This window comes from Methylomagnum ishizawai (assembly GCF_900155475.1).
GTDB lineage: Bacteria > Pseudomonadota > Gammaproteobacteria > Methylococcales > Methylococcaceae > Methylomagnum > Methylomagnum ishizawai_A.
In genome coordinates this window covers 4,063,716-4,084,907 of the sequence record NZ_FXAM01000001.1, presented here as the reverse complement: position 1 = coordinate 4,084,907, position 21,192 = coordinate 4,063,716, and the positions used below count along the sequence as shown (strand labels likewise).

Sequence of the window (21,192 nt, the reverse complement as noted above, 5' to 3'; positions counted from 1 at the left end):
GCCAGTGGTTGCTTTCGATGGCGTCCACCAGCACGAGGGTTCCCGCTAAATAACGCGGCGCTTATCGGAACTACCCGGCCTCCATTTTCAGCTAGACTCCCCGGCTTTTGCCGTCGAGTCCACGCCATGCGCCCCATCCGCTGCCTACCCCTGCTCCTTGCCGCCGTCCTCTCCGCCTGTGGCGGGGGACACCACACCCAGCGTCCCATCCCCACCCCGGCCACGCCGCAACCACCCGCCCAGGCCACGCCCGGCAAGGCCGGACTGCCACCGACCGAGACCGTGCGCGAGGGCGGCCTGCTGCGGCTCAACTATGAGGGATTCACCGTCTGGCTGGACTGCAAGGAACGCGCGGCGGTGAAGTTCCGCTACAACGCCCAGCGCGATACCGGACACGAACCCCGCGCCGAAGAATTCAAGCTCGATCCCAGCGTGCCGAAGGAATGCCAACAGACCAGCGCTGCCGCCTACGGCCAGGGCTACGACCGGGGCCACCAAGTCCCCGCGAACCACCTGGACGCCTCCCGGGTCTCGATCAAGCAATCCAACTACATGACCAACATCCTCCCGCAAGCCTCGAACATGAACCGGGGCGCGTGGCTGCTGACCGAGGAAATCATCGAATGCTACCGGGATATCGACGAGTTGCTGGTCCTGGGCGGGGTGATCTGGGGGAACAACGCCGCGAACGACCTGTTCGTCAAAAGCCATGGCGTGCGCACGCCGGACGCCTTCTGGAAAGTGGTGGTGCGCGGCAACGGCAACGCCATCGCCTGGATCGTGCCGAACACCCAGGACGCGACGAAGGCCAAGCTCGACGGCTACCTCGTGACCGTGGCGGATATCGAGCGGCGCACGGGGGAGAAACTGCCCGTCACCGGCGACGCCAGGACCACGAAGCCGAAAGGGTCATGGGTCGTGCCGGTGGGATGCGACAAGGGATAGGCCGTGGCCGGTGCGATGAGCGCGGCTAATCGCATGGATTCCATGCCGCTGATTACGCCGCATTCATCGGCGCTGAACGGGCCAATAACCCAGCTAAGATTGCCCGCCCGCCCTGGTTCACTTCCCGGCCCCATTGCCAAGCGCCCCGGAATCGGCGAAAACTCCACCAGCCACCCCTGGCTTTTAGGAGTTCCCCCCATGCAAGCCATCCGGCAAACCTACGAAGACGCCCCGGTCGCCATCCCGGTGCCCGCCCCATTCCAGCACAAGCGCCTGGAAGTCATCCTGCTCCTGCAAGACGACCTCGAAGCCCAGCCCAAACCCACCACCGCCACGCCGACTACCAACGCGGGCTACGAAGAAGCCTTCTTCCTGCTGGCGGGCCTGTCGGACGATTTCATGGCCGAAGGCCGGGAACAGCCACCGCTACAGGAACGGGATAGCTTCTGATGTACATGCTGGACACCAACATCTGCATCTATATCCGCAAAACCCAACCGCCCGAAGTCCTGGCCCGCTTCCGACAAGCCGCGCCGGACAGCCTGTGCATGTCGGCCATCACCTTCGCCGAGTTGATGCACGGTGCCGCCAAAAGCCAAGCCGTGGCGGCGAACCTGGCGCGGCTCCGGGCCTTGCGGCAACAAGTGCCGGTCTTGCCCTTCGATGAACCCGCCGCCGAACTGTACGGATCGATCCGCGCCGACTTGGAACGGCGCGGCGAATTGATCGGTTCAGCATGGCGATGCGGATAACGTTCTCGGCGGTGGCGGTAAGGGTTTCGAAATCCTTGCTCAACCGGCGGAACGAGCCGAACCAGGCGAACGTCCGCTCGACGATCCAGCGTTTCGGCAGGACGGCGAAGCCGTCCACGATCCTTTGCGAGATGTGCAGGACCAAGCCCAGCTTTTCCTCCACGTATTCGACCGCCGTGCCGCGATAGCCCGTGTCGCCGGAGAATGCCTCGATGCCGGGATGCTTCTCCGCCGCCCGGCGCATGACTTCGCAGCCGCGTACGGTGTCGCTCAGGTTGGCGGCGTGGACCTCGACATGCAGCAGGTGGCCCAGGACGTCCACGACGATGTGCCGCTTGTGCCCCTTCACGCGCTTGCCGCCGTCGATCCCCCGCTCCTCGCTGGCGTACTGGGTCTTGACGCTCTGCGAGTCGATGATGGCGTAGCTCGGGGAACCGGCCCGATGCTTTTTTTTCGATGCCGCGCGTTGATCTCGTCCAGGGCCGTTTCCCAGACCCCGGCCTTGTTCCAACGGCTGAAATGGTCGTACACGGTCTGCCAGGGCGGGAAGTCCTTCGGCAGCATCCGCCATTTGATGCCGCCCTCCACCACGTACAGGATGGCGTCCACCACCCGCTTGCGCGGGTGCTTGCTGGCATTGCCACGCCGGTCCTTCGGGCGGAAGTGGTGTTCGATCAACGACCATTCTTCGTCGCTCAGGTCGCTCGGATAGCTCATGTCGGGGAACCTTGGAAAATCAACGGGGGCTTGACTCTACATGAATTCCTTTTTGCCAGACAGTTTCTAAAGAAACTGGCCGAGGAAGTGCGGCGTGGACTGGAACAGGTTCTTCCTGGATTACGCAAAACGGTGGTCCGGAAACTGGCGCTGGTGGTGGGAGCGATGATCGAGGGGCGGACGCCGAACACGGTGGAGTTGGCGAATCTGCTGCCCTTGTCGACGGACCGGCAGGACATGCGCGAGCAATGGCTGAGGCGCTTGTTGAAGAATCCGTTACTGGAGACGGCGGTGGTGATGGAGCCGTTTGCGCGGGCCGAACTGGCCAAGGCCGCGCGGAACGGCCAAACCATACTGTTGAGCATGGACCAGACCGACCTTGGGGAGCGGATGGCGGTGCTGATGGTGAGCGTGCGGGTCGGCGACCGGGCGCTGCCCTTGGCGTGGCTGGCGGAAGAAGGGTCGGCCAACATCGGCTTCGAGGGGCAGCGGCGGGTGTTGGAACGGGTTCTGGCTTGGTTGCCGTTGGGGGCGAACGTAATGCTTTCGGCGGACCGGTTCTATCCCTCGGCGGCCTTGTTCGGCTGGCTGGGTGCCCAGGGATGGGGCTACCGGCTACGGCTGAAACGCAATGTGCTGGCGGACACCGGCGAAGGGGAGGAAACCACCACCGGCGATCTGGCACAGGACGTGGCGGAACGCTACTTGCCCGGAGTGCGGCTGTTCGCCTGCGGCGTGATGACCCACCTGGGCATCCTTCACGAACCCGGCCATCCCGAGCCCTGGATCATCGCGATGGACTGCGCCCCGACGCGGGCGGCGGTATTGGACTACGCCGCGCGCTGGTCCATAGAACCGATGTTCTCGGACTTCAAGGGCCGGGGCTTCGAGTTGGAGGATTCGCAACTGGAACACGCCGACCGTTTGGAGCGCCTGATCCTCGTCATGTCGCTGGCCATGGGGTGGTGCGTCCGGTGGGGCGGGACGACGCCTTGAACCGCCCGACGCCGCTCGAAAAAAAGCGTGGTTGCAAACCGAAGCCGGACACTGGAGCTTCAGGAAGCTCCGCCGCAGCTTGGTTTCCTGGTTCACCCGGGGCTTGCGCTACCTAAGACGGTGCCTACAAAACGACATGCCTTTGCCCAATTTTGGCGAGGCCATGCGAAATTGATAGGTGATGAGGCACCGGAAATAGTTCACAGACAGCGGGTCGCGAAGTGTGGTATTAAGCGGCCTTACATGCCCTTCCAATGCCGCCAATGCCCCTCGGCGGCGTTATCAAATTATGTGGCGCAGCGGATCCCCTAGGCGGGAATCTATGTGTCGCAAGCCGCGCGGCCCAGCCCGCTAAGTTGTTGATCCCACTTAATCCCGCGCAACACCGGCCAATCCCGGCTTTATCAAGCTATCTGTCGCTCCACAAACTTCCGGTTATAAACCCGCTCGGTGATCCGCCCGTCCATGTGTCCGGCGCCGGCCCGGCGCTCCCCTTCCGCAGTATCCGATATGCCCTTGGCCTTCAGGTCGTGAGGGTGAACCGCTCCAACTCGCCGTTAGCGGCCAGCCCCGGCATGATCCGTTGCCAGGCCGTTTGCGGTGGATTCCCGCATCCGCCCTCCGCCATCTCCCGATATTCAGAAACTGTCTGGCAAAAAGGAATTCATGTAGAGTCAAGCCCCCGTTGATTTTCCAAGGTTCCCCGACATGAGCTATCCGAGCGACCTGAGCGACGAAGAATGGTCGTTGATCGAACACCACTTCCGCCCGAAGGACCGGCGTGGCAATGCCAGCAAGCACCCGCGCAAGCGGGTGGTGGACGCCATCCTGTACGTGGTGGAGGGCGGCATCAAATGGCGGATGCTGCCGAAGGACTTCCCGCCCTGGCAGACCGTGTACGACCATTTCAGCCGTTGGAACAAGGCCGGGGTCTGGGAAACGGCCCTGGACGAGATCAACGCGCGGCATCGAAAAAAAAGCATCGGGCCGGTTCCCCGAGCTACGCCATCATCGACTCGCAGAGCGTCAAGACCCAGTACGCCAGCGAGGAGCGGGGGATCGACGGCGGCAAGCGCGTGAAGGGGCACAAGCGGCACATCGTCGTGGACGTCCTGGGCCACCTGCTGCATGTCGAGGTCCACGCCGCCAACCTGAGCGACACCGTACGCGGCTGCGAAGTCATGCGCCGGGCGGCGGAGAAGCATCCCGGCATCGAGGCATTCTCCGGCGACGCGGGCTATCGCGGCACGGCGGTCGAATACGTGGAGGAAAAGCTGGGCTTGGTCCTGCACATCTCGCAAAGGATCGTGGACGGCTTCGCCGTCCTGCCGAAACGCTGGATCGTCGAGCGGACGTTCGCCTGGTTCGGCTCGTTCCGCCGGTTGAGCAAGGATTTCGAAACCCTTACCGCCACCGCCGAGAACGTTATCCGCATCGCCATGCTGAGGACCACCCTTGCAAAATGTGTCTGAGCTTTTGCCAGACAGCTTCTCAGGTAGGCCAGCGCATCGTCCATCGGCACCACCTTTTGTAGAGCGGCGAGGTCTTTGGCACAGAATGGCAAAGCCTTTGGCACAGCCCACGATAGCAGATCGAGGCCCGCTGAGCGGACCCAGAAAAACAAAAGTTGGGTACAGCTAACACAAGCAGGTTCCTGGCTAACGTAGCGCCGCACGATCTTTGGCACAGCCACAATAACGGATCGAAGCCCAAAAGCAGGTTATTCACCTCTGTGGCGGGCATCCGGTCCGCCCATTCATGGGCGTGGCCGGATTCAATGGCAGGCGAAACATACTGGCGCGGTTTCGTCTTCGCCTTGGGTTTTGCCATCCACGCTTTGGGCCGCGACCCGGCTCGATGCCCGCATCAGGGCGATGCGTAGCGCCCCGGTCAGCGCGGTGCCGAGCCCCATCTGGGTGGCGAGGGCGGGCACCAAGATCAAGGAGGCGAAGGCGAGGCCGGTGCCGAGCAGGAGGGCACCGTTGCGGTCCAGGCGGGGAAGGGGGGCGGCGGTGGCGGTGGTCATGGCGAAAACCTCTGGTGGGGTGCGGATATTAGCGTAGGCTAATGCCGATACCATGCCAAGGCCGGGGCGGACCGTCGCTCCCTGGAAATTCAACATTGTTTGATATTCGGCAAACCCCGGCGGACGGCGGAGCGGGGCAAAGGTCCGAACCGGCTGCGTGATTTGCCGCGCCCGCCGCCGCGGTCGAAAATACCCCCCCCGAAATGCTAAGATTCGCCACTTTTCCAAGCCAAATCAAACACCGAGAGAGGTTATCCGCCACCATGGCAGGTCATAGCAAATGGGCCAATATCCAGCATCGCAAAGGGGCGCAGGACGCCCGCCGCGGCAAATTGTTCACCAAGCTGATCCGCGAAATCACCGTCGCGGCCCGTACCGGCGGTGGCGATCCGGGCAATAATCCCAGGCTCCGTGCCGTGATGGACAAGGCGCTCACCGCCAATATGTCCAAGGACACCATCGAACGTGCCATCAAGAAGGGCACCGGCGCGGGCGGCACCGACAATTACGACGAGGTGCGCTACGAGGGCTACGGTCCCGGCGGCATCGCGGTCATGGTCGATTGCCTCACCGACAACCGCAACCGCACCGTGGGCGAAGTGCGCCATGCCTTCACCAAGATCGGCGGCAACCTGGGCACCGATGGCTCGGTGGCCTATCTGTTCAGCAAGGTCGGCGTCATCGGCTTCGCGCCGGGGGTGGACGAGGACCGCTTGATGGAAGCCGCCCTCGAAGCGGGTGCGGACGATGTCGTCCCCAACGAGGACCGGTCGGTGGACGTGCTGACCCGCCCCGACTCGTTCGAGGCCGTGCGCGATGCCTTGGTCGCCGCCGGGTTCAAGCCCGACACCGCCGAAGTCACGATGCGGGCCAGCACCAGCGTGGCCCTGGGCCAGGAAGACGCCGAGAAGATGATCCGCCTTTTGGAGCGGCTGGAGGATTTGGACGATGTGCAGAATGTCTATTCCAACGCCGATATCAGCGAGGACATCCTCGCCAAACTGGCCTGAGGCGCGGTTATGACCAGCGTCCTGGGCGTGGACCCTGGTTCGCGTTGTACCGGCTACGGCATCATCCATGACGGCCCGAAAGGCCCGGTGTTGGTGACCTATGGCACCATCCGCACCGAATCCGATAATTTCCCCGAGCGTCTCAAGCAGATTTACGACGGGATTTACCGGGTCGCCAAGGAATTCCGCCCCCAGGAATTCGCCATCGAGCAGGTTTTCATGTCCAAGAACGCCGATTCGGCCCTGAAACTGGGGCAGGCCCGCGGCGCCGCGATTTGCGGCGGCTTGTCGGCGGGCCTGCCGGTCTATGAATACGCCGCCCGCGCCGTCAAACTGGCCCTGGTGGGCAAGGGCAGCGCCGAGAAATCCCAGGTCCAGCACATGGTTCGCGCCATGCTGGGCCTGACCGAAGTCCTGCCCGCCGACGCCAGCGACGCGCTGGGCGTGGCGATGTGCCATATCCACACCCGCCAAACCCAAAAGCGCATGGCCCTGCCGCCGGGGGTAAGGCGATGATCGGCTTCCTGCGCGGGGTGTTGGTGGCGAAGCAGCCGCCGTCCTTGTTGCTGGATGTGCGCGGCGTGGGCTACGAGGTCGATGCGCCGATGTCCACCTTCTACAAACTGCCGGACCTGGGCGGGGAAGTGATGCTCTACACCCATCTGGCGGTGCGCGAGGATGCCCATAGCCTGTTCGGCTTCATTTCCGAGGCCGAACGGAGCTTGTTCCGCACGCTGATCAAGGTCAACGGCGTGGGCGCGAGATTGGCGCTCGGTGTGTTGTCCGGGCTGAGTGTGGAGGAGTTCCACCGCTGCGTGGATAACCAGGACGCGGCCCGTTTGGTGCGCCTGCCCGGTGTCGGCAAGAAGACCGCCGAGCGGCTCCTGATCGAATTGCGCGACCGGATGCCGACCTTGACCACGGTGGCATTGCCGGGCGCGGGACGGCTCCCGGCCCCGGAAGCCAGCCCGGTGGACGACGCGCTCAGCGCGCTTGTCGCCTTGGGTTTCAAGCCGCAGGAGGCAGCGGGCTTGGTGCGTAAGCTCGATGTGGAAGGGAAGCGCAGCGAGGAGATTATCCGGCTGGCGTTGCAGTCGGCGGCGCGGTAGGGTATTTCGACACTTGAGTGAATCGCCTCCCTTTCATGTTTCATCGGCTAATTCGATTGGATTCCCGGTTGCTTGCCTAATATCGCCATGCCCACCCCAAGACTCATCAGCCCCAAGGCTGCCCGCGAAGAAGACGCCATCGACCGCGCCATCCGCCCCAAGCGCCTCGACGACTACATCGGCCAGAAAGCCATGCGCGAGCAACTCGCCATCTTCATCCAGGCCGCGCGGGGCCGGGGCGAGGCGCTCGACCATGTGTTGATCTTCGGCCCGCCGGGTTTGGGCAAAACTACCCTGGCCAACATCGTCGCCAACGAAATGGGCGTGAGCCTCCGCCAAACTTCCGGCCCGGTGCTGGAAAAGGCTGGCGATGTGGCGGCGCTCCTGACCAATCTGGAACCCCGCGATATCCTCTTCATCGACGAAATCCACCGCCTCAGCGCCGTGGTCGAGGAAACGCTGTATCCCGCCATGGAGGATTACCAAATCGATATCATGATCGGCGAAGGACCGGCGGCGCGCTCGATCAAGCTGGATATTCCGCCGTTCACCCTGGTCGGGGCGACCACGCGGGCCGGACTGCTGACCTCGCCCCTGCGCGACCGTTTCGGCATCGTCCACCGGCTGGAGTTCTACACCCATGACGAACTGGCCCTGATCGTCGGGCGCTCGGCGCGGATTTTGGGGATGGACATGAGTCCCGAGGGCGCTTTCGAGATCGCCCGCCGTTCGCGGGGCACGCCGCGCATCGCCAACCGCCTGCTGCGGCGGGTGCGCGATTTCGCCGAGGTCCGCGCCGATGGCAAGGTCACGGCGGAAGTCGCCGACCAAGCCCTGGACATGCTCAAGGTGGACAAGCATGGTTTCGACGAACTCGACCGCAGGTTGCTCAACACCCTCATCGACAAATTCGAGGGCGGGCCGGTGGGCCTCGATAATATCGCCGCCGCCATCGGCGAGGAACGCGGTACCATCGAGGATGTGCTGGAACCGTATTTGATCCAGCAAGGGTTCATCATGCGGACCCCGCGGGGCCGGGTGGCGACCCGCAGCGCCTATTTGCATCTAGGCTTGAAGCCACCGAAGACGCCGCCGACCCATGAAGACTTGTTTTAAGCGGAATTAAAGCGATGAGCAGGGATCATGACGGTGGGGAAGCGGTGTTCCGCTGGCCCATCCGCGTTTATTACGAAGACACCGACGCGGGTGGCGTGGTTTACCACGCTAATTACCTGAAATTTTTCGAGCGCGCCCGCTGCGAGATGCTCAGGGCTTGGGGTTTCGAGTTGGACAAATTGCGGGAGCGGGAAGACCTGTTGTTCGTGGTCCGCGCCGTGGAGATGGATTTTTTGCGGCCCGCCAAATTCAACGAGTTGCTGTGCGTGACCACGGCAATCGAGCAGGCCAAAGCCGCCAGTTTGGTATTCAAGCAAACGGTATGGCGTGGGGATGAGGCGCTGTGCCGGGCCAAGGTGAAAGTGGCTTGCCTCGCGGCGGCGGCGTTCCGGCCCAAGCCTTTGCCGGATTCCTTGCTCAGGTGTTTGCGCGGGGATTGAATCCTGGTTTTTTCCGAGCTTTGGCGTCCCCGCGACCGGGGCATGTTTAAACCGATCTGGAGTTTCGATGACATCCGACCTTTCGATATTCACCCTCATCCAAGAAGCCAGCCCGGTGGTGCAGGTCGTGATGGGGCTTTTGATCCTGGCTTCCGTGGTTTCTTGGACCTTCATCTTCTCGAAATGGCGGGAGATCACCCGCGCCCAGCAAACCACCGACGCCTTCGAGGAACGCTTCTGGTCCGGGATCGACCTGGCCGATTTGTACCGCGAACTGGCCAAGGACGAATACGGCACCGAAGGTCTGGAAAACATCTTCATGGCCGGTTTCAAGGAATTCGCCCGCTTGCGCCAACAGCCCAACATCGCCGCCGACGCAGTGATGGAAGGCGCGGCGCGGGTGATGCGGGTCGCCCTCAACCGTGAACTCGACGCCCTCGACGAACGCCTGCCCTTCCTCGCCACGGTCGGTTCCACCAGCCCCTATGTCGGTTTGTTCGGCACGGTCTGGGGCATCATGAATTCGTTCCGTTCGCTCGGCAGTGTCAAGCAAGCCACGCTGGCGATGGTGGCCCCCGGCATTTCCGAAGCCCTGGTCGCCACCGCCATGGGCTTGTTCGCGGCGATCCCGGCGGTCATGGCCTATAACCGCTATTCCACCGAAATCGGCCGCCTCGCCAACCGCTACGAAGCCTTCACCGAAGAATTCCTCAGCCTCCTCCATCGCCAGGCCCACGCCTTTTCAATCCACTCCCGCACCCATCCGCCGCAAGATCGGACGGCTTGGGCGGGAGGCGAATCCGCCTAGGGGGCGACGATGAACGTGTCCGCCGGAAAAAGCCGTAACAACCGCCGCAAGCCCATGGCCGAAATCAACGTCGTGCCCTATATCGACGTGTCCCTGGTGCTGTTGATCATCTTCATGGTCACGGCCCCCATGCTGCAAACCGGCGTGGATGTGGACCTGCCCCAGGCCGAGGCCAAGGCGGTCGATCCCACCCAGGATTTGCCCATCATCATCTCCATCAAGTCGGACGGCAGCCTGTATCTCGATGTCGGCAACCAGGGCGACACCGAAGTCGCCGACGCCGAACTCGGCGGCAAGGTGGCCGAAGCCCTCGCCGCCAAACCGGGGCTGGCGGTTTTGATCCGGGGCGACAAGGCGGTCGATTATGGCCGCGTCGTCACCGTCATGGCGAACCTCAAGAACGCCGGCGTTCCCAACGTCGGCCTCATGACCGCGCCCGCCGAAGAATGACCGTGCCCCAACACAAGCGGCTGGGCCTGCCGCTGGCGCTTTCGCTGGCGTTGCATATCGTTTTGGTGCTGCTGTTCGCGTTCCAATTCGATGCGATGCGGGAAGTGAAGGAACCGCCGCAACCCGAGATCATCCAGGCCGTCACGGTGGACGCTGCCCAGATCGAAGCCGCCCTCCAAGCCCGACAGCAAGCCGAGCTACAGCGCCAGCAACGCATCGAGCAGCAGCGCGCCGCCGAAGCCCAGGCCGAGCAGGAGCGCCAGCAAGCCGAAGCCCAGCGCTTGCGGCAAGAGGCCGAGCGCCAGCAAGCCACCGCCGAAGCCGCCCGCAAGGCGGAGGAGTTCAAGGTCCGCCAAGCCGAGGAACTGGAGCGGCAGGCCGCGCTCGAAGCCCGCCGCAAGCTGGAAGAAGAAGCCAAGCATCGCGCCGAGTCGGAAGAGCGCCAGCGCCAGCAGACGATGAAAAAGCTTGCCGACCAGAAGCACCGCGAGGAAGAAAAGCGCCAAGACGAAGCCGAAGCCAAGCACCGGGCGGAAGAAGCCGCCAAGCATGAGGCGGCGGAAGCCAAGCGCAAAGCCGAAGCGGAAGCCATAGCCAAGCGGGAAGCGGCGGAAGCGGCCAAGGACAAAGCCGCTGCCGAGGCCAAGCGCAAGGCCGAGGCCGAAGCGGAAGCCAAGCGTGAAGCCGCCGCCGCTGCGAAAGAAAAAGCGGCGGAAGCGGCCAAGGACAAAGCCGCTGCCGAGGCCAAGCGCAAGGCCGAGGCCGAAGCGGAAGCCAAGCGTGAAGCCGCCGCCGCTGCGAAAGAAAAAGCGGCGGAAGTGGCCAAGGAACAAGCCGCCGAAGCCGAAGCCAAGCGGAAAGCGGCGCAAGAAAGCCACCATAAGGCCGAACTCGAAGCCCAGCGCAAAGCCGACCTAGCGGCGCAGCGTCACGCCGAGGAAGAGGCCCGCCGCAAAGCCGAAGCTGAGGAGCGGCGCAAGGCCGAACAAGAAGCCAAGCAAAAAGCCGAAGAGGAAGCCAAGCGCGAAGCCGCCGCCGCCGCGAAAGAAAAAGCGGCGGAAGCAGCCAAGGACAAAGCCGCCGCCGAAGCCAAACGCAAGGCCGAGGCCGAAGCGGAAGCCAAGCGCGCAGCCGCCGCCGCCGCGAAAGAAAAAGCGGCGGAAGCGGCCAAGGAAAAAGCCGCCGCCGAAGCCAAACGCAAGGCCGAGGCCGAAGCGGAAGCCAAGCGCGCAGCCGCCGCTGCCGCCGCGAAAGAAAAAGCGGCGGAAGCGGCCAAGGAAAAAGCCGCCGCCGAAGCCAAACGCAAGGCCGAGGCCGAAGCGGAAGCCAAGCGCGCAGCCGCCGCCGCTGCCGCGAAAGAAAAAGCGGCGGAAGCAGCCAAGGAAAAAGCCGCCGCCGAAGCCAAACGCAAGGCCGAGGCCGAAGCGGAAGCCAAGCGCGCAGCCGCCGCCGCTGCCGCGAAAGAAAAAGCGGCGGAAGCAGCCAAGGACAAAGCCGCCGCCGAAGCTAAACGCAAGGCCGAGGCCGAAGCGGAAGCCAAGAAGAAGGCGGCGGAAGAAGCCCACCGCAAGGCCGAACTCGAAGCCGAGATGAAGGCCGAAGCCGAAACCAAGCGCAAGGCCGAAGAAGCCCGCCGCCAGAAGGAAGAACGGGAATTGGCGCTCAAAGAAGCTCTGGAAGAAGAGCGCCAGCAAAAAGAGAAGGAGGAAAAAGCCCAGAAAGCCGCGGAAAGCGCGGCCCAATCCTGGGTGAACAGCCATTTCCGGCCCAGGGTGGAAAACCGCTGGGTGCTTGCGCCTTCTGCCCAGGGCGGCGGGTCTTGTACAATTCGGGTCCGTTTGACCCCGGCGGGCGGCGTCACCAGTGCGGAGGCTTCCTGCTCCGGCGGCGACGCGGCTTTCGAGCGCTCGGCGGAAGCCGCGGTCTACAAGGCCGCGCCTTTCCCCATGCCGCCCGATCCCTTGGTGGCGAAGCAGCTCCTAGGGCAGGCGGTGCGGTTCAAGTTCAATCCCGATTGATTTTCCCCAGGGTATTCGATGCTAAGCCCAATCCGATTCGCTTTGCTGTCATGGAGCCTGTGCGCGGGGCTGTTCGGCGGAATGGCCCGCGCCGACCTGGATGTCGATATCACCAAGGGTGTGCATGGCGCCACACCCATCGCCGTCGTGCCTTTCGCCCAATCCGGCCTGTCCGCCAACCTCGGCGGCATCGTCGCGGCGGACCTGGGCCGTTCGGGGCATTTCTCGCCCTTGCCCGAAAGCAGCATGACCGAGCGGCCCGTCCCGCCCCAGTCCGTGAACTTCCATACGTGGCAGGCGCTGGGCCAGGATTATCTGGTCATAGGCCGGGTCAACCCGGTCGGCAGCCGTTACGAGGCCGAGTTCTACCTGTTCGATGCCATCAAGGGCACGGTGCTGTTGAGCCAGAAGCTGCCCTTCGACGCTCCGGAGGCCCGCCATACCGCCCACCGTATCGCCGACCTGATCTATCAACAACTGACCGGGCAGCGCGGCGCGTTCAATACCCGCGTGGCCTATGTGGCGGTGTATGGCGGACCCACCGGGCGGGTTTACCATCTCCTGGTCGCCGACACCGATGGCCAAGACCCGCAGCCGGTTATCAGTTCGCCGGAACCCATCATGTCCCCGGCCTGGTCGCCCGATGGCAAGCGTATCGCCTATGTGTCCTTCGAGAACAAGGCGTCCGCCATCTTCGTCCAAGACCTCGCCACCGGCTCGCGGCAGAAGGTCTCGGACGCCCGCGGCATCAACGGTGCCCCGGCCTGGTCGCCCGATGGTTCGCGCCTCGCCCTGACCCTGTCCAAGGGTGGCAGCCCCGATATTTACGTCATGGATGTCGGCTCGCGCTCGCTGCAACAAATCACCAACGAAGTCTCCATCGACACCGAGCCGAATTGGTCGCCGGATGGGCGGACCTTGGTGTTCACCTCCGACCGGGGCGGCAAGCCGCAGTTGTACACGGTCCCGGCCAGCGGCGGCGCGGCCCAGCGCCTGACCTACGAGGGCGATTACAACGCCCGCGGCGTGTTCTCGCCCGATGGCCGCTCTATCGCCATGGTGCATGGCAAGGGCGGCGATTACCGCATCGCCTTGATGGACCTGCGCGGCCATACGCTCAAGGTGCTGACCCAGGGCCGTTTCGACGAATCGCCAGGATTCGCGCCCAACGGCAGCATGATCCTCTACACCCACAAGGAAGGCGGTGTGGACCGGCTGGCGGCGGTGTCGCTGGACGGCAAGAACCACCAAGCCCTCAATGTCCAGGGCGGACAGGTACGCGAGCCGGCTTGGTCGCCTTGAGGCGCAATCTACATCGGCAATTCCGGGGCCGGCGGGCGCGACCGCGGCCCATCCAAATTTTGTGGGGAAAACTATGCAGTGGAAAACGATCATCGTGGCCGCCGCGCTGGGCTTGGCCTTGGCGGGCTGTAGCTCCAAGGGCGGCGTGCAAGGCGGAGGCGAGGGTGCCGATGCCGCCGCCACCGAAGGCGCGGGCGGGCCGAAAATCAACCGTTACGGCCAGGGCGGTTACGGCGACGGTGGCGCGGGGGCTGGGTATGGCGAGGGTTCCGGCGGCTATGGCGAGGGCGAGGGTTCGGGCCGGTATAGCCGGGTCGGGGGCGGGAGTTCGGGTTCGGCCCTGACCGGCGATCCCGAACTCGACAACGCCAGCGGCCCGCTCGCCAAACGCGTGGTGTATTTCATGTACGACAGCGACGAGGTGCAGCCGGAATATCGATCCGTGGTCAGCGCCCATGCCGCCTATCTCGCCGCCCATCCCGACCGCACCGTGGTCCTGGAAGGCCATGCCGACGAACGCGGTTCACCCGAGTACAACGTCGGCCTATCCGAGCGCCGCGCCCAGGCGGTGGCGCGGATGATGCAATTGCAAGGGGCCGCCAATGGTCAAATCCAGGTGGTGAGCTACGGCGAGGAGAAACCGGCGGATGTCGGCCACGACGAATCGTCCTGGCAGCAAAACCGCCGCGTGGAAATCGCTTATCCGGGTCGCTGAGCATGATGACTAAAACCAAATTCGCGGGATGGATGGCGGCGGGCTTGGCCTATGCCGTCCTGGCCGGTGCCGAAACTTACGACCGGCCCTACGACCAGCCCTACGATCAAGCGGGCTATGGCGCGTCCACCTTGGACGAGCGGGTGGCCCGGCTGGAAAAACGCCTGTCGGGCGAAACCCTGATGGAGATGGCCAACCGCATCGAGAAACTACAAGGCGAGGTGTTGAGGTTGCGCGGCACGGTGGAGGAACTGAGCCACGAACTCGACAAGGCCAAGCGCCAGCAGCGCGAGATGTACGGCGACCTCGACCAGCGTTTGAAAGCCGCCGCCACGCCGCCGCCGATGATGACCGTGCCACCCGTGGCTGCCGCACCCACCGATGCCACCGGGACGCCGCCCGTCACCGATCCCGGTGCCGCCACTGTCCCGCCTCCCGTGGCCGCGCCATCGGCACCCGCCGCCGCGCCGCCGCCCCCACCGCCCCCGGCTCCCGTGGTCGATCCGGCGGTGCGCCAAGCCGCTTACCAAAAAGCCTTCAACACCCTCAAGGAAGGCAAGTACACCGAGGCCATCCGCGACTTCAAAGGCTATGTGGCGAATTATCCCAGCGGCGACAACACCGACAGCGCCTATTACTGGCTGGCGGAAGCCTATTATGTGAACCGCGATTTCAACTCGGCCAGGGACACCTTCCGCAAGCTGATCCGCGATTTCCCCAAGAGCGCCAAGGTGCCGGACGCCCATTTGAAGCTCGGTTTCATCGAGTACGAGAACGGCCAGTACGGCGCGGCCAGGGAGTTGCTGAATAGCGTGGTCAAGAGCTACCCCGATTCCAGCGCCGCCAAGATGGCGGAAAAGCGCCTGGAACGGATGCGCCAGGAGAAGCACTGAGGCCATGGCCGCGCTGCGCATCACCGAAATCTTCCGCTCGCTGCAAGGCGAATCGCGCTCCGTGGGCTGGCCCACCGTGTTCGTGCGGCTGACCGGCTGTCCCTTGCGCTGCGTCTATTGCGACACGGCCTATGCCTTCAGCGGCGGCGAGCGGCTGGAACTGGCCGATATCCTGGAACGGGTGGCCGGTTACGGCGTGCGCCATGTCTGCGTGACCGGCGGCGAACCGCTGGCCCAGCCCGCTTGTTTGGAATTGCTGGATGCCTTGGTGGCGGTGGGCTACGAAGTGTCGTTGGAGACCAGCGGTGCCTTGGATGTGGCCCAGGTCAACCCGAAGGTGGTGAAGGTTTTGGACCTGAAAACCCCAGGCTCGGGCGAGGCAGCGCGGAACCTCTACGCCAATCTGGACCACCTGGACGCCAAGGATCAAGTGAAGTTCGTGATCGCCGACGAGGCCGATTACGCCTGGGCCAAGGCCAAGCTGGCGGAATACCGCTTGCCGGAGCGTTGCGAGGTGTTGTTCTCGCCGGTGGCGGGCGTGCAAAACCCCACCGAATTGGCCGGGAAAATCCTCCGCGACCGGCTGGACGTGCGCTTCCAACTGCAATTGCACAAGCTGCTTTGGGGCGATCAACCGGGCGTCTAAGCCCTCTCTTACGGACGATGCGATGATGAAACCAGCGGTGATATTGCTTTCCGGCGGCTTGGATTCCGCCACGGTCCTGGCCATCGCCCAGGCCCAGGGTTACGAATGCCACGCCTTGAGCTTCGACTACGGCCAGCGCCACGGGGCGGAGCTGGCGGCGGCGGTGCGGGTGGCCGATCATTTTGGGGTGGCCGACCGCAAGCTGATCCGCATCGGCCTAGACGCCATCGGCGGCTCGGCCCTGACCGACGCCAATATCGCCGTGCCCGACCATCCGCAGGCGGGGATTCCGGTCACCTACGTCCCGGCGCGGAACACCGTGTTCCTGTCGTTCGCGCTGGGCTGGGCCGAGGTGCTGGGCAATGCCGATATTTTCATCGGGGTGAACGCGGTGGATTATTCCGGTTATCCCGATTGCCGCCCCGAATATATCGAAGCCTTCCGCAATCTCGCCAAACTCGCCACCAAGGCCGGGGTCGAGGGCGCGGATATTCACATCCATACTCCTTTGATCCAACTGTCCAAGGCTGAGATCATCCAGCAGGGCGTGGCGCTCGGGGTCGATTATGCGCTGACGGTGTCCTGTTATGCCGCCGACCCGGAAGGCCGGGCTTGTGGGGTGTGCGATGCGTGCAGGCTGCGGGCGGCGGGGTTCCGGGAGGCGGGGGTGGTCGATCCGACGCGGTATGTGGCGCGGTAGGTTTTGGGTTATTTGGCGAGCGCCGCTTTGACTTGGTTCAAGATTTCATCCGACAAATACAAACCATGGCGATGAATCAATTCATCCAGCCAAGCCATAGCGGCTTCGCCCGTAACCCGCCCTTGCCGATGGGCCAGGATGATGATTCCAATCGTGCCCATGGTTTGTAAGCCGAGGCGTTGCGCTTTCCGGCGCGCCAAAAGATCATCCAGCAAAACATAATCCGCCCGCGTTTCCCTGGCCAGGATCATCGCTTCCAGTTCTCCCCGGTGTAGGCGGCCCAAAGCGCCCTCGACGAATTGTTGACCACCCGTGGAAACCGGCAGGACGTTTATTCCGGGTAGGGATATCCCGTTTCCTAATTCGTGCCCCACGGCTTGCGGAATAGCCACCTCGCCAAAGCATTCGGACAGTAGTTCGAGCTTCCGCAATTTCGACAGGAAGATGATGGGGCTGGTATTGGAAACCACTTTCATGGCTGGCCCATGAGGCTATCCACGGTTGCCAAATCTTCCCATACGCTTTCATCGGCCAAGCGGAAACCATCGCCGAAATGCTCCTGCAAGCGGTATAGGAAAGCCTCGAAGCTCAAATCGGCCAAAGCCGCCGCCGCCGAGAAGCTGATGCGGTGTGCGTGGTATAGGCTGGCGGCGAGGAAAAAGCTTGCCGCTTCGTCGCCGAAAGGTCCCAGCACTTCGTCGAATTCGGGTTTCAGGTATAGGCGCATGGTTGGATTTACGTAAGTGGGGTTAGGTTAATAAGCGAACCCGCTATTGCAACATTAGCCCCTGTAATCAGCAAGTTGCAAGCGTTGATGATTTCCAAATAAGCGAGGCGATGATTAGCCAGAATAGGCCATAATACCAAATTACACTTACATAGCTTTGTAGCTCGTTCCGTTTGGCTTTAAACCAGTTGAATAGCCGGCATTTGCTATGGGTTGAAATGAATTCTGGCGCGAATCTATGTTGAGATAAAAATAGGCTATCATCAATAGGTTCATGATTGTAAGCGCAGCGAAGTTTTATTTGTTCATACTCTTCTCGATAGTTAGTTACTTCCTCAGTGCTAAGAGAGTTGTTATCCTCGGTTTCAGCAAGCCTCTGTCCTAGTTTTCTCTGGAAGGAACTTAATTCTTGGGCATTTTGAAATAATGCTTCAGCCTTTACAGCCCCATTTCCGCCCCATTCTATAAGGCTGGTTACAATTACAAACAGGCCCAAGCAAACTGAAAGAGCAGTTAGATATTTATCTAGAGGCGTTTCTGTTTGAATTCCGTAGATTTTTTGAATAAGAGTTACCCCAATTCCCGCTGATGAGAATATGGCAATACTGAGTGTTGCAAACCAATCGCGGCGTTTGAAGCGTCGAGCGGCATTGAACCTTGCTCCTTCTGTTCTCCATGCAGTTATGCGTAACTCTCTCAAGAATGTTTTTAGGTTACTCATGATTATGGGGGTGGGTGATGCCTAAAATTAATCAGTGTGTCCTCTTTTTATGCGGCCATAAGAACTGGTCCATAAAAAGGTTATACCCTTGCTTTCGCATGGTGTGGAGCACTTCCGCTCTCAATGCTGGAGATTGAAGAGGTATCGCTTGTGCGATGAGGCACCACCCACCACAGTATGATAACCCAATTAGCCATAAATGATGCCCTCGTCGGCATGCATTTCCGATAAAATCCGATGCCGATATGTTTCATATCTTTCGTTGATCTGGGCATCAGTTAGCAATTCCTCCGGTCCGAGTTGTCCGCGCTTTTCAAGAAATTGTAGCTTTTGGCTTATGGTGATAAGCGCGTCATAGTTGTGTACGTATCCTCCGCGTATGTTGAACTTCATTTCAAAATAAGCTCTGCTCAGCTTTTTCAAATTAGCGGGGGCTTTGTGTTCAAAATCAATTAAGCGACGGAACATGCCCGCAATAGCGCGATCTATCCAATGTAGTAATGGTATGTCAGTTATTTGATTGTAATATGCAATCCATCCATAGCGCTTTTTTTCACTTATTGCGCCGGTGATCCTCTCATTTAGTTCTGATAAAAAAATTTCAGATAGTCTGGTTTCTGAAAGATATTTTTTTTGCTCTAGTCGTTTTGCTTTGTTATGAATGTAATCGCTAAATTTGGCTGCTAGCGATTGGAGAAAATGTTCCACTGTTGAAGTCCGAACCAAAATTTTTGGTAAACAAAAATAATACCCAAGATATGTGAAGGGAGTCGTGACGGGGGTAATATGGCTTTTGTCGGAGTCTGGCGCTAATCGATGCAGTGATAAACCACGATACCGCAATCTAGCACCCAAGGATTTATAGGCGGACTCCACGTTGCTTTGGTCTCCATACATAAGCACATCATCTACATAGCGATAATACGTTATTTTGAACGATTTCATCGCGATATCGACGTTTTGCAAATAATGGATGCAAGAATATTGGATATGGCTAGGCCTTGTGGAACCCCTTTTGATGGGCGGAATTCACTATGATTTTTTTGTCGGGTATTTTTGGGAACAGTAGGCGTGATAAGCGCTCGTTCAATTAAGCGCAAGGCCGCGTTAGATTTTATAGTTTGCCTTAAAATAGATAATAATCTTGTTTGGTTTATAGAATCATAAAAAGTTTTTATATCTGTTTTGCATATCCAGATATTATTGTTGGGGGTGGTTGTGGTTATTTCTTGTAAATCAGAGGTGATGTTTTTTATATAGGAGTTCGCGATATTTTTTGGTACGCAATATGGATATATGGCCGCTAAATATTTATTTAGCTGGTGAAGTATAACTCGGTCCCGAATTGTAGGGATGCCGATGAGGCGCGGCGGTTTATCGCGTCCTTTTGTTCTTAAAGTTTCTAAATAAGGCGCAAAGCGATATTTACCATTTATACATTTTACTGAAGCAATGGCTAGCTCTTGAGGGGCTCGCTTAGCAAATTGATGACCATTTAGCCGATCCGTCCCTTTTCCTATGGTTTTCTGAAATTTAGCGTTGAATACAGCTTCAAGCTCAGTTGGTGAGAAGAGCGTTGAAAACAATTCTAAATCATCGGTTTGTGTGTTGGTAAATGGTTTTATTGTTATAGTTTTTGGCATATAATATTACGGTATTAATATTTATAGCGATTAATGAAATGTTTATTAGACGAATAAAGCTAAATTTGCTTCGCCATTAATTGTATTTGCATTAAAAATGGTCAATCCCTGATCCCATTCCTATCTATCCCAATGCGCATAATTTATCACTACTTTGTCGCCGATCACATACACTGCCACATCTCCGGCTTGCCCGGATCGCTTGAAGCACGATTATCCACATAAGTCGCGACCATATCGCAGGCCAGAAAGCTGTATTTCCCAGGCACCTCATCGAACAGGCTCAATCTAAATCTCCCCTGGATTCGCATCCTCCCCATCCGCCCGACACCCCTCCGGCACCTTCCCACTCAAGTAATACGCGAACGCGATCACCTCCGCCACGGCCAGATAAAGCTCGCGGGGGATTTCCTCGCCCAGGGGCACTTCGGCCAACACCTTCGCCAGCCCCGGATCGGTGCGCAACGGTACCCCGTGTGCCTCCGCCAGCGCGATGATTTGCGCGGCCAGATCGCCCTTGCCGCTGGCGGTGACGCGGGGGGCGTTCTGCCCGTCGTAGTTGAGGGCGATGGCGAGGTCGGGCGGGTTGACGACGCGGTTCACGCCTTGATATCCAGCAAGGGCGCGGCGGGAACCGGACTCCGGGCGGGGGCGGCGGGGGCTTGTTCCAGCGTATCCAGATGGCCCACGGCCAAGCCCGCGCCTTCCAGCCGCGCCCGCAGCCAATCGCCGTGGTCCCGCAACAGCCCGGCGGTATTGGCCGTGTCGCTCCAGAGATAGGTATCGATCTTGCCGCCCGCCAGCACCAAGCGGGCCGAGACCGTTCCCAACCCTGGCGGCTTGAGTTCCAGGTTCACCGACCAATGTGGGGTGGCGGCGGTGTCCGCGCCATCGTGCTGCGCCTCGGCGTCGATGCGTATCCGCAAGGTGTCGCTTTGCTCGCCTTGGGCATAGGGGATCGCCACGGACCAGGATTGGGTGCCGTCCGGTTGGGGTAGGGCGGCCAGTTGGTCCAGGCCGATGCGGGCCAAAGCGCCCTCGACCTTCCGTGCCAGGGCGTCGAGCGGGGAAGGATCGGTGCCGCCGGTGGTCGGCGCGGTTTCCGGCGTGTTGGCGGGCCGTCCGGCGGTCTCCGTCGGGGGCGCGGATGCGCCGGTAGCGGGCTGGGCGGCGTCCAGCCGGTCCAGCACGGTCAACAGCAAGCCTTTGAAGTCCCCGGCGGGAAAATCCCCACCCCGGTCCAATGCCCGCGCCAGCCGCGCCTCGAACCATATCCCCGCATCCCCCAGCGCACGGGTCAAGCCCTCCGCCGTGGCCAGCCGTCCCGGATTGGGCAGTGCCGCCAAGAGTCCGGCCAGGGCTTGCTTGACCGGGACGGGCAAGGGGTGGGCCGGGTCCGCCAGCTTGGGCAGCGCCGCCGCGAATTCGGCCAGCGGGATTTGCTTGGGCAGGAACAAG

The 21,192-nt window shown here is 61.1% G+C and carries 29 protein-coding genes and 1 pseudogene; 19 read left to right on the top strand and 11 right to left on the bottom strand.

Annotation, left to right across the window (positions count from 1 at the left end; genetic code table 11):
• Window positions 1-126: 126 nt before the first annotated feature.
• The 3 genes from B9N93_RS18335 (at window position 127) to B9N93_RS18325 (ending at window position 1,697) form a co-directional block, all read left to right on the top strand.
• Window positions 127-945, top strand: coding sequence for a DNA/RNA non-specific endonuclease (locus tag B9N93_RS18335; protein ID WP_085215674.1), 819 nt, complete (start codon window positions 127-129; stop codon window positions 943-945).
• Window positions 946-1,143: 198 nt separating this feature from the next.
• On the top strand, window positions 1,144-1,395 hold the full coding sequence (locus B9N93_RS18330; protein ID WP_085215673.1) for an AbrB/MazE/SpoVT family DNA-binding domain-containing protein: 252 nt from the start codon (window positions 1,144-1,146) through the stop codon (window positions 1,393-1,395).
• Entirely contained in the window at window positions 1,395-1,697 is a 303-nt protein-coding gene (locus B9N93_RS18325) for a PIN domain-containing protein (RefSeq protein ID WP_085215672.1), read from the top strand. Before B9N93_RS18330 ends, B9N93_RS18325 begins: the two co-directional genes overlap by 1 nt.
• A 40-nt stretch (window positions 1,698-1,737) precedes the next feature.
• Here B9N93_RS18325 and B9N93_RS26465 read toward each other — a convergent pair.
• Window positions 1,738-2,064: pseudogene (locus B9N93_RS26465) on the bottom strand (transposase); the annotation flags it as partial.
• Entirely contained in the window at window positions 2,043-2,414 is a 372-nt protein-coding gene (locus B9N93_RS26460; RefSeq protein ID WP_085210740.1) for a transposase, read from the bottom strand. The gene B9N93_RS26460 and the pseudogene B9N93_RS26465, both read right to left, overlap by 22 nt.
• Window positions 2,415-2,546: 132 nt before the next feature.
• Between B9N93_RS26460 and B9N93_RS18310 the strand changes: the two genes are divergently transcribed.
• The 3 genes from B9N93_RS18310 to B9N93_RS26450 all read left to right on the top strand — a co-directional run bounded on the left by B9N93_RS18310 (window position 2,547) and on the right by B9N93_RS26450 (window position 4,882).
• Window positions 2,547-3,410, top strand: coding sequence for a transposase (locus B9N93_RS18310; protein ID WP_254899428.1), 864 nt, complete (start codon window positions 2,547-2,549; stop codon window positions 3,408-3,410).
• A 708-nt stretch (window positions 3,411-4,118) separates the two neighbouring features.
• Window positions 4,119-4,490 (top strand): transposase, encoded by a 372-nt coding sequence (locus B9N93_RS26455; RefSeq protein ID WP_085210740.1) that lies wholly within the window; start codon window positions 4,119-4,121, stop codon window positions 4,488-4,490.
• A complete protein-coding gene (locus B9N93_RS26450) occupies window positions 4,418-4,882 on the top strand; it encodes a transposase (protein ID WP_085216151.1) in 465 nt (154 codons plus the stop codon). The genes B9N93_RS26455 and B9N93_RS26450 overlap by 73 nt, the downstream gene beginning before the upstream one ends.
• A gap of 302 nt (window positions 4,883-5,184) precedes the next feature.
• Here the strand turns inward: B9N93_RS26450 and B9N93_RS18295 are convergent, their stop codons facing one another.
• Window positions 5,185-5,436: a hypothetical protein gene (locus tag B9N93_RS18295; RefSeq protein ID WP_254899427.1), complete on the bottom strand. Its 252-nt coding sequence runs from the start codon at window positions 5,434-5,436 to the stop codon at window positions 5,185-5,187.
• 263 nt (window positions 5,437-5,699) lie between these two features.
• On the opposite strand from B9N93_RS18295, the gene B9N93_RS18290 reads away from it, so the two are divergent.
• The 13 genes from B9N93_RS18290 (at window position 5,700) to queC (ending at window position 16,643) form a co-directional block, all read left to right on the top strand.
• Window positions 5,700-6,446 carry a YebC/PmpR family DNA-binding transcriptional regulator gene (locus B9N93_RS18290; RefSeq protein ID WP_085215671.1) on the top strand — a complete coding sequence of 249 codons (747 nt, stop codon included), beginning with the start codon at window positions 5,700-5,702 and terminating at the stop codon, window positions 6,444-6,446.
• 9 nt (window positions 6,447-6,455) lie between these two features.
• A complete protein-coding gene (gene ruvC, locus B9N93_RS18285; protein WP_085215670.1) occupies window positions 6,456-6,962 on the top strand; it encodes a crossover junction endodeoxyribonuclease RuvC in 507 nt (168 codons plus the stop codon).
• Complete coding sequence (gene ruvA, locus B9N93_RS18280; protein ID WP_085215669.1) at window positions 6,959-7,555, top strand: Holliday junction branch migration protein RuvA; 597 nt, start codon at window positions 6,959-6,961, stop codon at window positions 7,553-7,555. Before ruvC ends, ruvA begins: the two co-directional genes overlap by 4 nt.
• A gap of 87 nt (window positions 7,556-7,642) precedes the next feature.
• Entirely contained in the window at window positions 7,643-8,671 is a 1,029-nt protein-coding gene (gene ruvB, locus B9N93_RS18275; RefSeq protein WP_085215668.1) for a Holliday junction branch migration DNA helicase RuvB, read from the top strand.
• A 14-nt stretch (window positions 8,672-8,685) separates the two neighbouring features.
• Window positions 8,686-9,111 carry a tol-pal system-associated acyl-CoA thioesterase gene (ybgC, locus tag B9N93_RS18270; RefSeq protein ID WP_085215667.1) on the top strand — a complete coding sequence of 142 codons (426 nt, stop codon included), beginning with the start codon at window positions 8,686-8,688 and terminating at the stop codon, window positions 9,109-9,111.
• 67 nt (window positions 9,112-9,178) lie between these two features.
• Window positions 9,179-9,919, top strand: a complete 741-nt coding sequence (gene tolQ, locus B9N93_RS18265; RefSeq protein ID WP_085215666.1) for a protein TolQ — start codon at window positions 9,179-9,181, stop codon at window positions 9,917-9,919.
• A 9-nt stretch (window positions 9,920-9,928) separates the two neighbouring features.
• The gene (gene tolR, locus B9N93_RS18260) at window positions 9,929-10,369 is read left to right on the top strand and encodes a protein TolR (protein ID WP_085215665.1); all 441 of its coding nucleotides are present in this window, start codon (window positions 9,929-9,931) and stop codon (window positions 10,367-10,369) included.
• Between the two features lie 2 nt (window positions 10,370-10,371).
• Window positions 10,372-12,387, top strand: a complete 2,016-nt coding sequence (gene tolA, locus B9N93_RS18255) for a cell envelope integrity protein TolA (protein ID WP_176225320.1) — start codon at window positions 10,372-10,374, stop codon at window positions 12,385-12,387.
• A gap of 18 nt (window positions 12,388-12,405) precedes the next feature.
• The gene (tolB, locus tag B9N93_RS18250; protein WP_085215663.1) at window positions 12,406-13,689 is read left to right on the top strand and encodes a Tol-Pal system beta propeller repeat protein TolB; all 1,284 of its coding nucleotides are present in this window, start codon (window positions 12,406-12,408) and stop codon (window positions 13,687-13,689) included.
• A 73-nt stretch (window positions 13,690-13,762) separates the two neighbouring features.
• Window positions 13,763-14,404 (top strand): peptidoglycan-associated lipoprotein Pal, encoded by a 642-nt coding sequence (gene pal, locus B9N93_RS18245; protein ID WP_085215662.1) that lies wholly within the window; start codon window positions 13,763-13,765, stop codon window positions 14,402-14,404.
• A 2-nt stretch (window positions 14,405-14,406) separates the two neighbouring features.
• Window positions 14,407-15,297: a tol-pal system protein YbgF gene (gene ybgF / locus B9N93_RS18240; protein WP_254899426.1), complete on the top strand. Its 891-nt coding sequence runs from the start codon at window positions 14,407-14,409 to the stop codon at window positions 15,295-15,297.
• 4 nt (window positions 15,298-15,301) lie between these two features.
• Window positions 15,302-15,943: a 7-carboxy-7-deazaguanine synthase QueE gene (gene queE / locus B9N93_RS18235; protein ID WP_085215661.1), complete on the top strand. Its 642-nt coding sequence runs from the start codon at window positions 15,302-15,304 to the stop codon at window positions 15,941-15,943.
• A gap of 22 nt (window positions 15,944-15,965) precedes the next feature.
• Entirely contained in the window at window positions 15,966-16,643 is a 678-nt protein-coding gene (gene queC / locus B9N93_RS18230; protein WP_176225319.1) for a 7-cyano-7-deazaguanine synthase QueC, read from the top strand.
• Window positions 16,644-16,651: 8 nt separating this feature from the next.
• Here the strand turns inward: queC and B9N93_RS18225 are convergent, their stop codons facing one another.
• The 8 genes from B9N93_RS18225 to fliK form a co-directional block, all read right to left on the bottom strand.
• Window positions 16,652-17,119 (bottom strand): DUF3368 domain-containing protein, encoded by a 468-nt coding sequence (locus B9N93_RS18225; RefSeq protein ID WP_085215659.1) that lies wholly within the window; start codon window positions 17,117-17,119, stop codon window positions 16,652-16,654.
• Window positions 17,116-17,370: a UPF0175 family protein gene (locus B9N93_RS18220; RefSeq protein ID WP_085215658.1), complete on the bottom strand. Its 255-nt coding sequence runs from the start codon at window positions 17,368-17,370 to the stop codon at window positions 17,116-17,118. Before B9N93_RS18220 ends, B9N93_RS18225 begins: the two co-directional genes overlap by 4 nt.
• Before the next feature lie 67 nt (window positions 17,371-17,437).
• A complete protein-coding gene (locus tag B9N93_RS24915) occupies window positions 17,438-18,091 on the bottom strand; it encodes an SLATT domain-containing protein (RefSeq protein WP_125469052.1) in 654 nt (217 codons plus the stop codon).
• A gap of 189 nt (window positions 18,092-18,280) precedes the next feature.
• On the bottom strand, window positions 18,281-19,036 hold the full coding sequence (locus B9N93_RS26070; RefSeq protein ID WP_217807319.1) for an RNA-dependent RNA polymerase family protein: 756 nt from the start codon (window positions 19,034-19,036) through the stop codon (window positions 18,281-18,283).
• Complete coding sequence (locus B9N93_RS26065; protein ID WP_217807318.1) at window positions 19,033-19,734, bottom strand: reverse transcriptase domain-containing protein; 702 nt, start codon at window positions 19,732-19,734, stop codon at window positions 19,033-19,035. The genes B9N93_RS26070 and B9N93_RS26065 overlap by 4 nt, the downstream gene beginning before the upstream one ends.
• Window positions 19,735-19,898: 164 nt before the next feature.
• On the bottom strand, window positions 19,899-20,021 hold the full coding sequence (locus B9N93_RS26445; RefSeq protein ID WP_254899425.1) for a hypothetical protein: 123 nt from the start codon (window positions 20,019-20,021) through the stop codon (window positions 19,899-19,901).
• 1 nt (window position 20,022) lies between these two features.
• The gene (locus B9N93_RS18210; RefSeq protein ID WP_085215657.1) at window positions 20,023-20,337 is read right to left on the bottom strand and encodes an EscU/YscU/HrcU family type III secretion system export apparatus switch protein; all 315 of its coding nucleotides are present in this window, start codon (window positions 20,335-20,337) and stop codon (window positions 20,023-20,025) included.
• A complete protein-coding gene (fliK, locus tag B9N93_RS18205) occupies window positions 20,334-21,191 on the bottom strand; it encodes a flagellar hook-length control protein FliK (RefSeq protein ID WP_085215656.1) in 858 nt (285 codons plus the stop codon). The genes B9N93_RS18210 and fliK overlap by 4 nt, the downstream gene beginning before the upstream one ends.
• Between the last annotated feature and the right edge of the window lies 1 nt (window position 21,192).

Excerpts from the sequence above, each read along its gene's own strand:
- B9N93_RS18335 (WP_085215674.1), top strand. The coding sequence starts at position 127 with ATGCGCCCCATCCGCTGCCTACCCCTGCTCCTTGCCGCCGTCCTCTCC.
- B9N93_RS18330 (WP_085215673.1), top strand. The coding sequence starts at position 1,144 with ATGCAAGCCATCCGGCAAACCTACGAAGACGCCCCGGTCGCCATCCCG.
- B9N93_RS18325 (WP_085215672.1), top strand. The coding sequence starts at position 1,395 with ATGTACATGCTGGACACCAACATCTGCATCTATATCCGCAAAACCCAA.
- B9N93_RS26460 (WP_085210740.1), bottom strand. The coding sequence starts at position 2,414 with ATGAGCTATCCGAGCGACCTGAGCGACGAAGAATGGTCGTTGATCGAA.
- B9N93_RS26455 (WP_085210740.1), top strand. The coding sequence starts at position 4,119 with ATGAGCTATCCGAGCGACCTGAGCGACGAAGAATGGTCGTTGATCGAA.
- B9N93_RS18295 (WP_254899427.1), bottom strand. The coding sequence starts at position 5,436 with ATGACCACCGCCACCGCCGCCCCCCTTCCCCGCCTGGACCGCAACGGT.
- B9N93_RS18290 (WP_085215671.1), top strand. The coding sequence starts at position 5,700 with ATGGCAGGTCATAGCAAATGGGCCAATATCCAGCATCGCAAAGGGGCG.
- ruvC (WP_085215670.1), top strand. The coding sequence starts at position 6,456 with ATGACCAGCGTCCTGGGCGTGGACCCTGGTTCGCGTTGTACCGGCTAC.
- ruvA (WP_085215669.1), top strand. The coding sequence starts at position 6,959 with ATGATCGGCTTCCTGCGCGGGGTGTTGGTGGCGAAGCAGCCGCCGTCC.
- ruvB (WP_085215668.1), top strand. The coding sequence starts at position 7,643 with ATGCCCACCCCAAGACTCATCAGCCCCAAGGCTGCCCGCGAAGAAGAC.
- ybgC (WP_085215667.1), top strand. The coding sequence starts at position 8,686 with ATGAGCAGGGATCATGACGGTGGGGAAGCGGTGTTCCGCTGGCCCATC.
- tolQ (WP_085215666.1), top strand. The coding sequence starts at position 9,179 with ATGACATCCGACCTTTCGATATTCACCCTCATCCAAGAAGCCAGCCCG.
- tolR (WP_085215665.1), top strand. The coding sequence starts at position 9,929 with ATGAACGTGTCCGCCGGAAAAAGCCGTAACAACCGCCGCAAGCCCATG.
- tolB (WP_085215663.1), top strand. The coding sequence starts at position 12,406 with ATGCTAAGCCCAATCCGATTCGCTTTGCTGTCATGGAGCCTGTGCGCG.
- pal (WP_085215662.1), top strand. The coding sequence starts at position 13,763 with ATGCAGTGGAAAACGATCATCGTGGCCGCCGCGCTGGGCTTGGCCTTG.
- ybgF (WP_254899426.1), top strand. The coding sequence starts at position 14,407 with ATGATGACTAAAACCAAATTCGCGGGATGGATGGCGGCGGGCTTGGCC.
- queE (WP_085215661.1), top strand. The coding sequence starts at position 15,302 with ATGGCCGCGCTGCGCATCACCGAAATCTTCCGCTCGCTGCAAGGCGAA.
- queC (WP_176225319.1), top strand. The coding sequence starts at position 15,966 with ATGATGAAACCAGCGGTGATATTGCTTTCCGGCGGCTTGGATTCCGCC.
- B9N93_RS18225 (WP_085215659.1), bottom strand. The coding sequence starts at position 17,119 with ATGAAAGTGGTTTCCAATACCAGCCCCATCATCTTCCTGTCGAAATTG.
- B9N93_RS18220 (WP_085215658.1), bottom strand. The coding sequence starts at position 17,370 with ATGCGCCTATACCTGAAACCCGAATTCGACGAAGTGCTGGGACCTTTC.
- B9N93_RS24915 (WP_125469052.1), bottom strand. The coding sequence starts at position 18,091 with ATGAGTAACCTAAAAACATTCTTGAGAGAGTTACGCATAACTGCATGG.
- B9N93_RS26070 (WP_217807319.1), bottom strand. The coding sequence starts at position 19,036 with ATGAAATCGTTCAAAATAACGTATTATCGCTATGTAGATGATGTGCTT.
- B9N93_RS26065 (WP_217807318.1), bottom strand. The coding sequence starts at position 19,734 with ATGCCAAAAACTATAACAATAAAACCATTTACCAACACACAAACCGAT.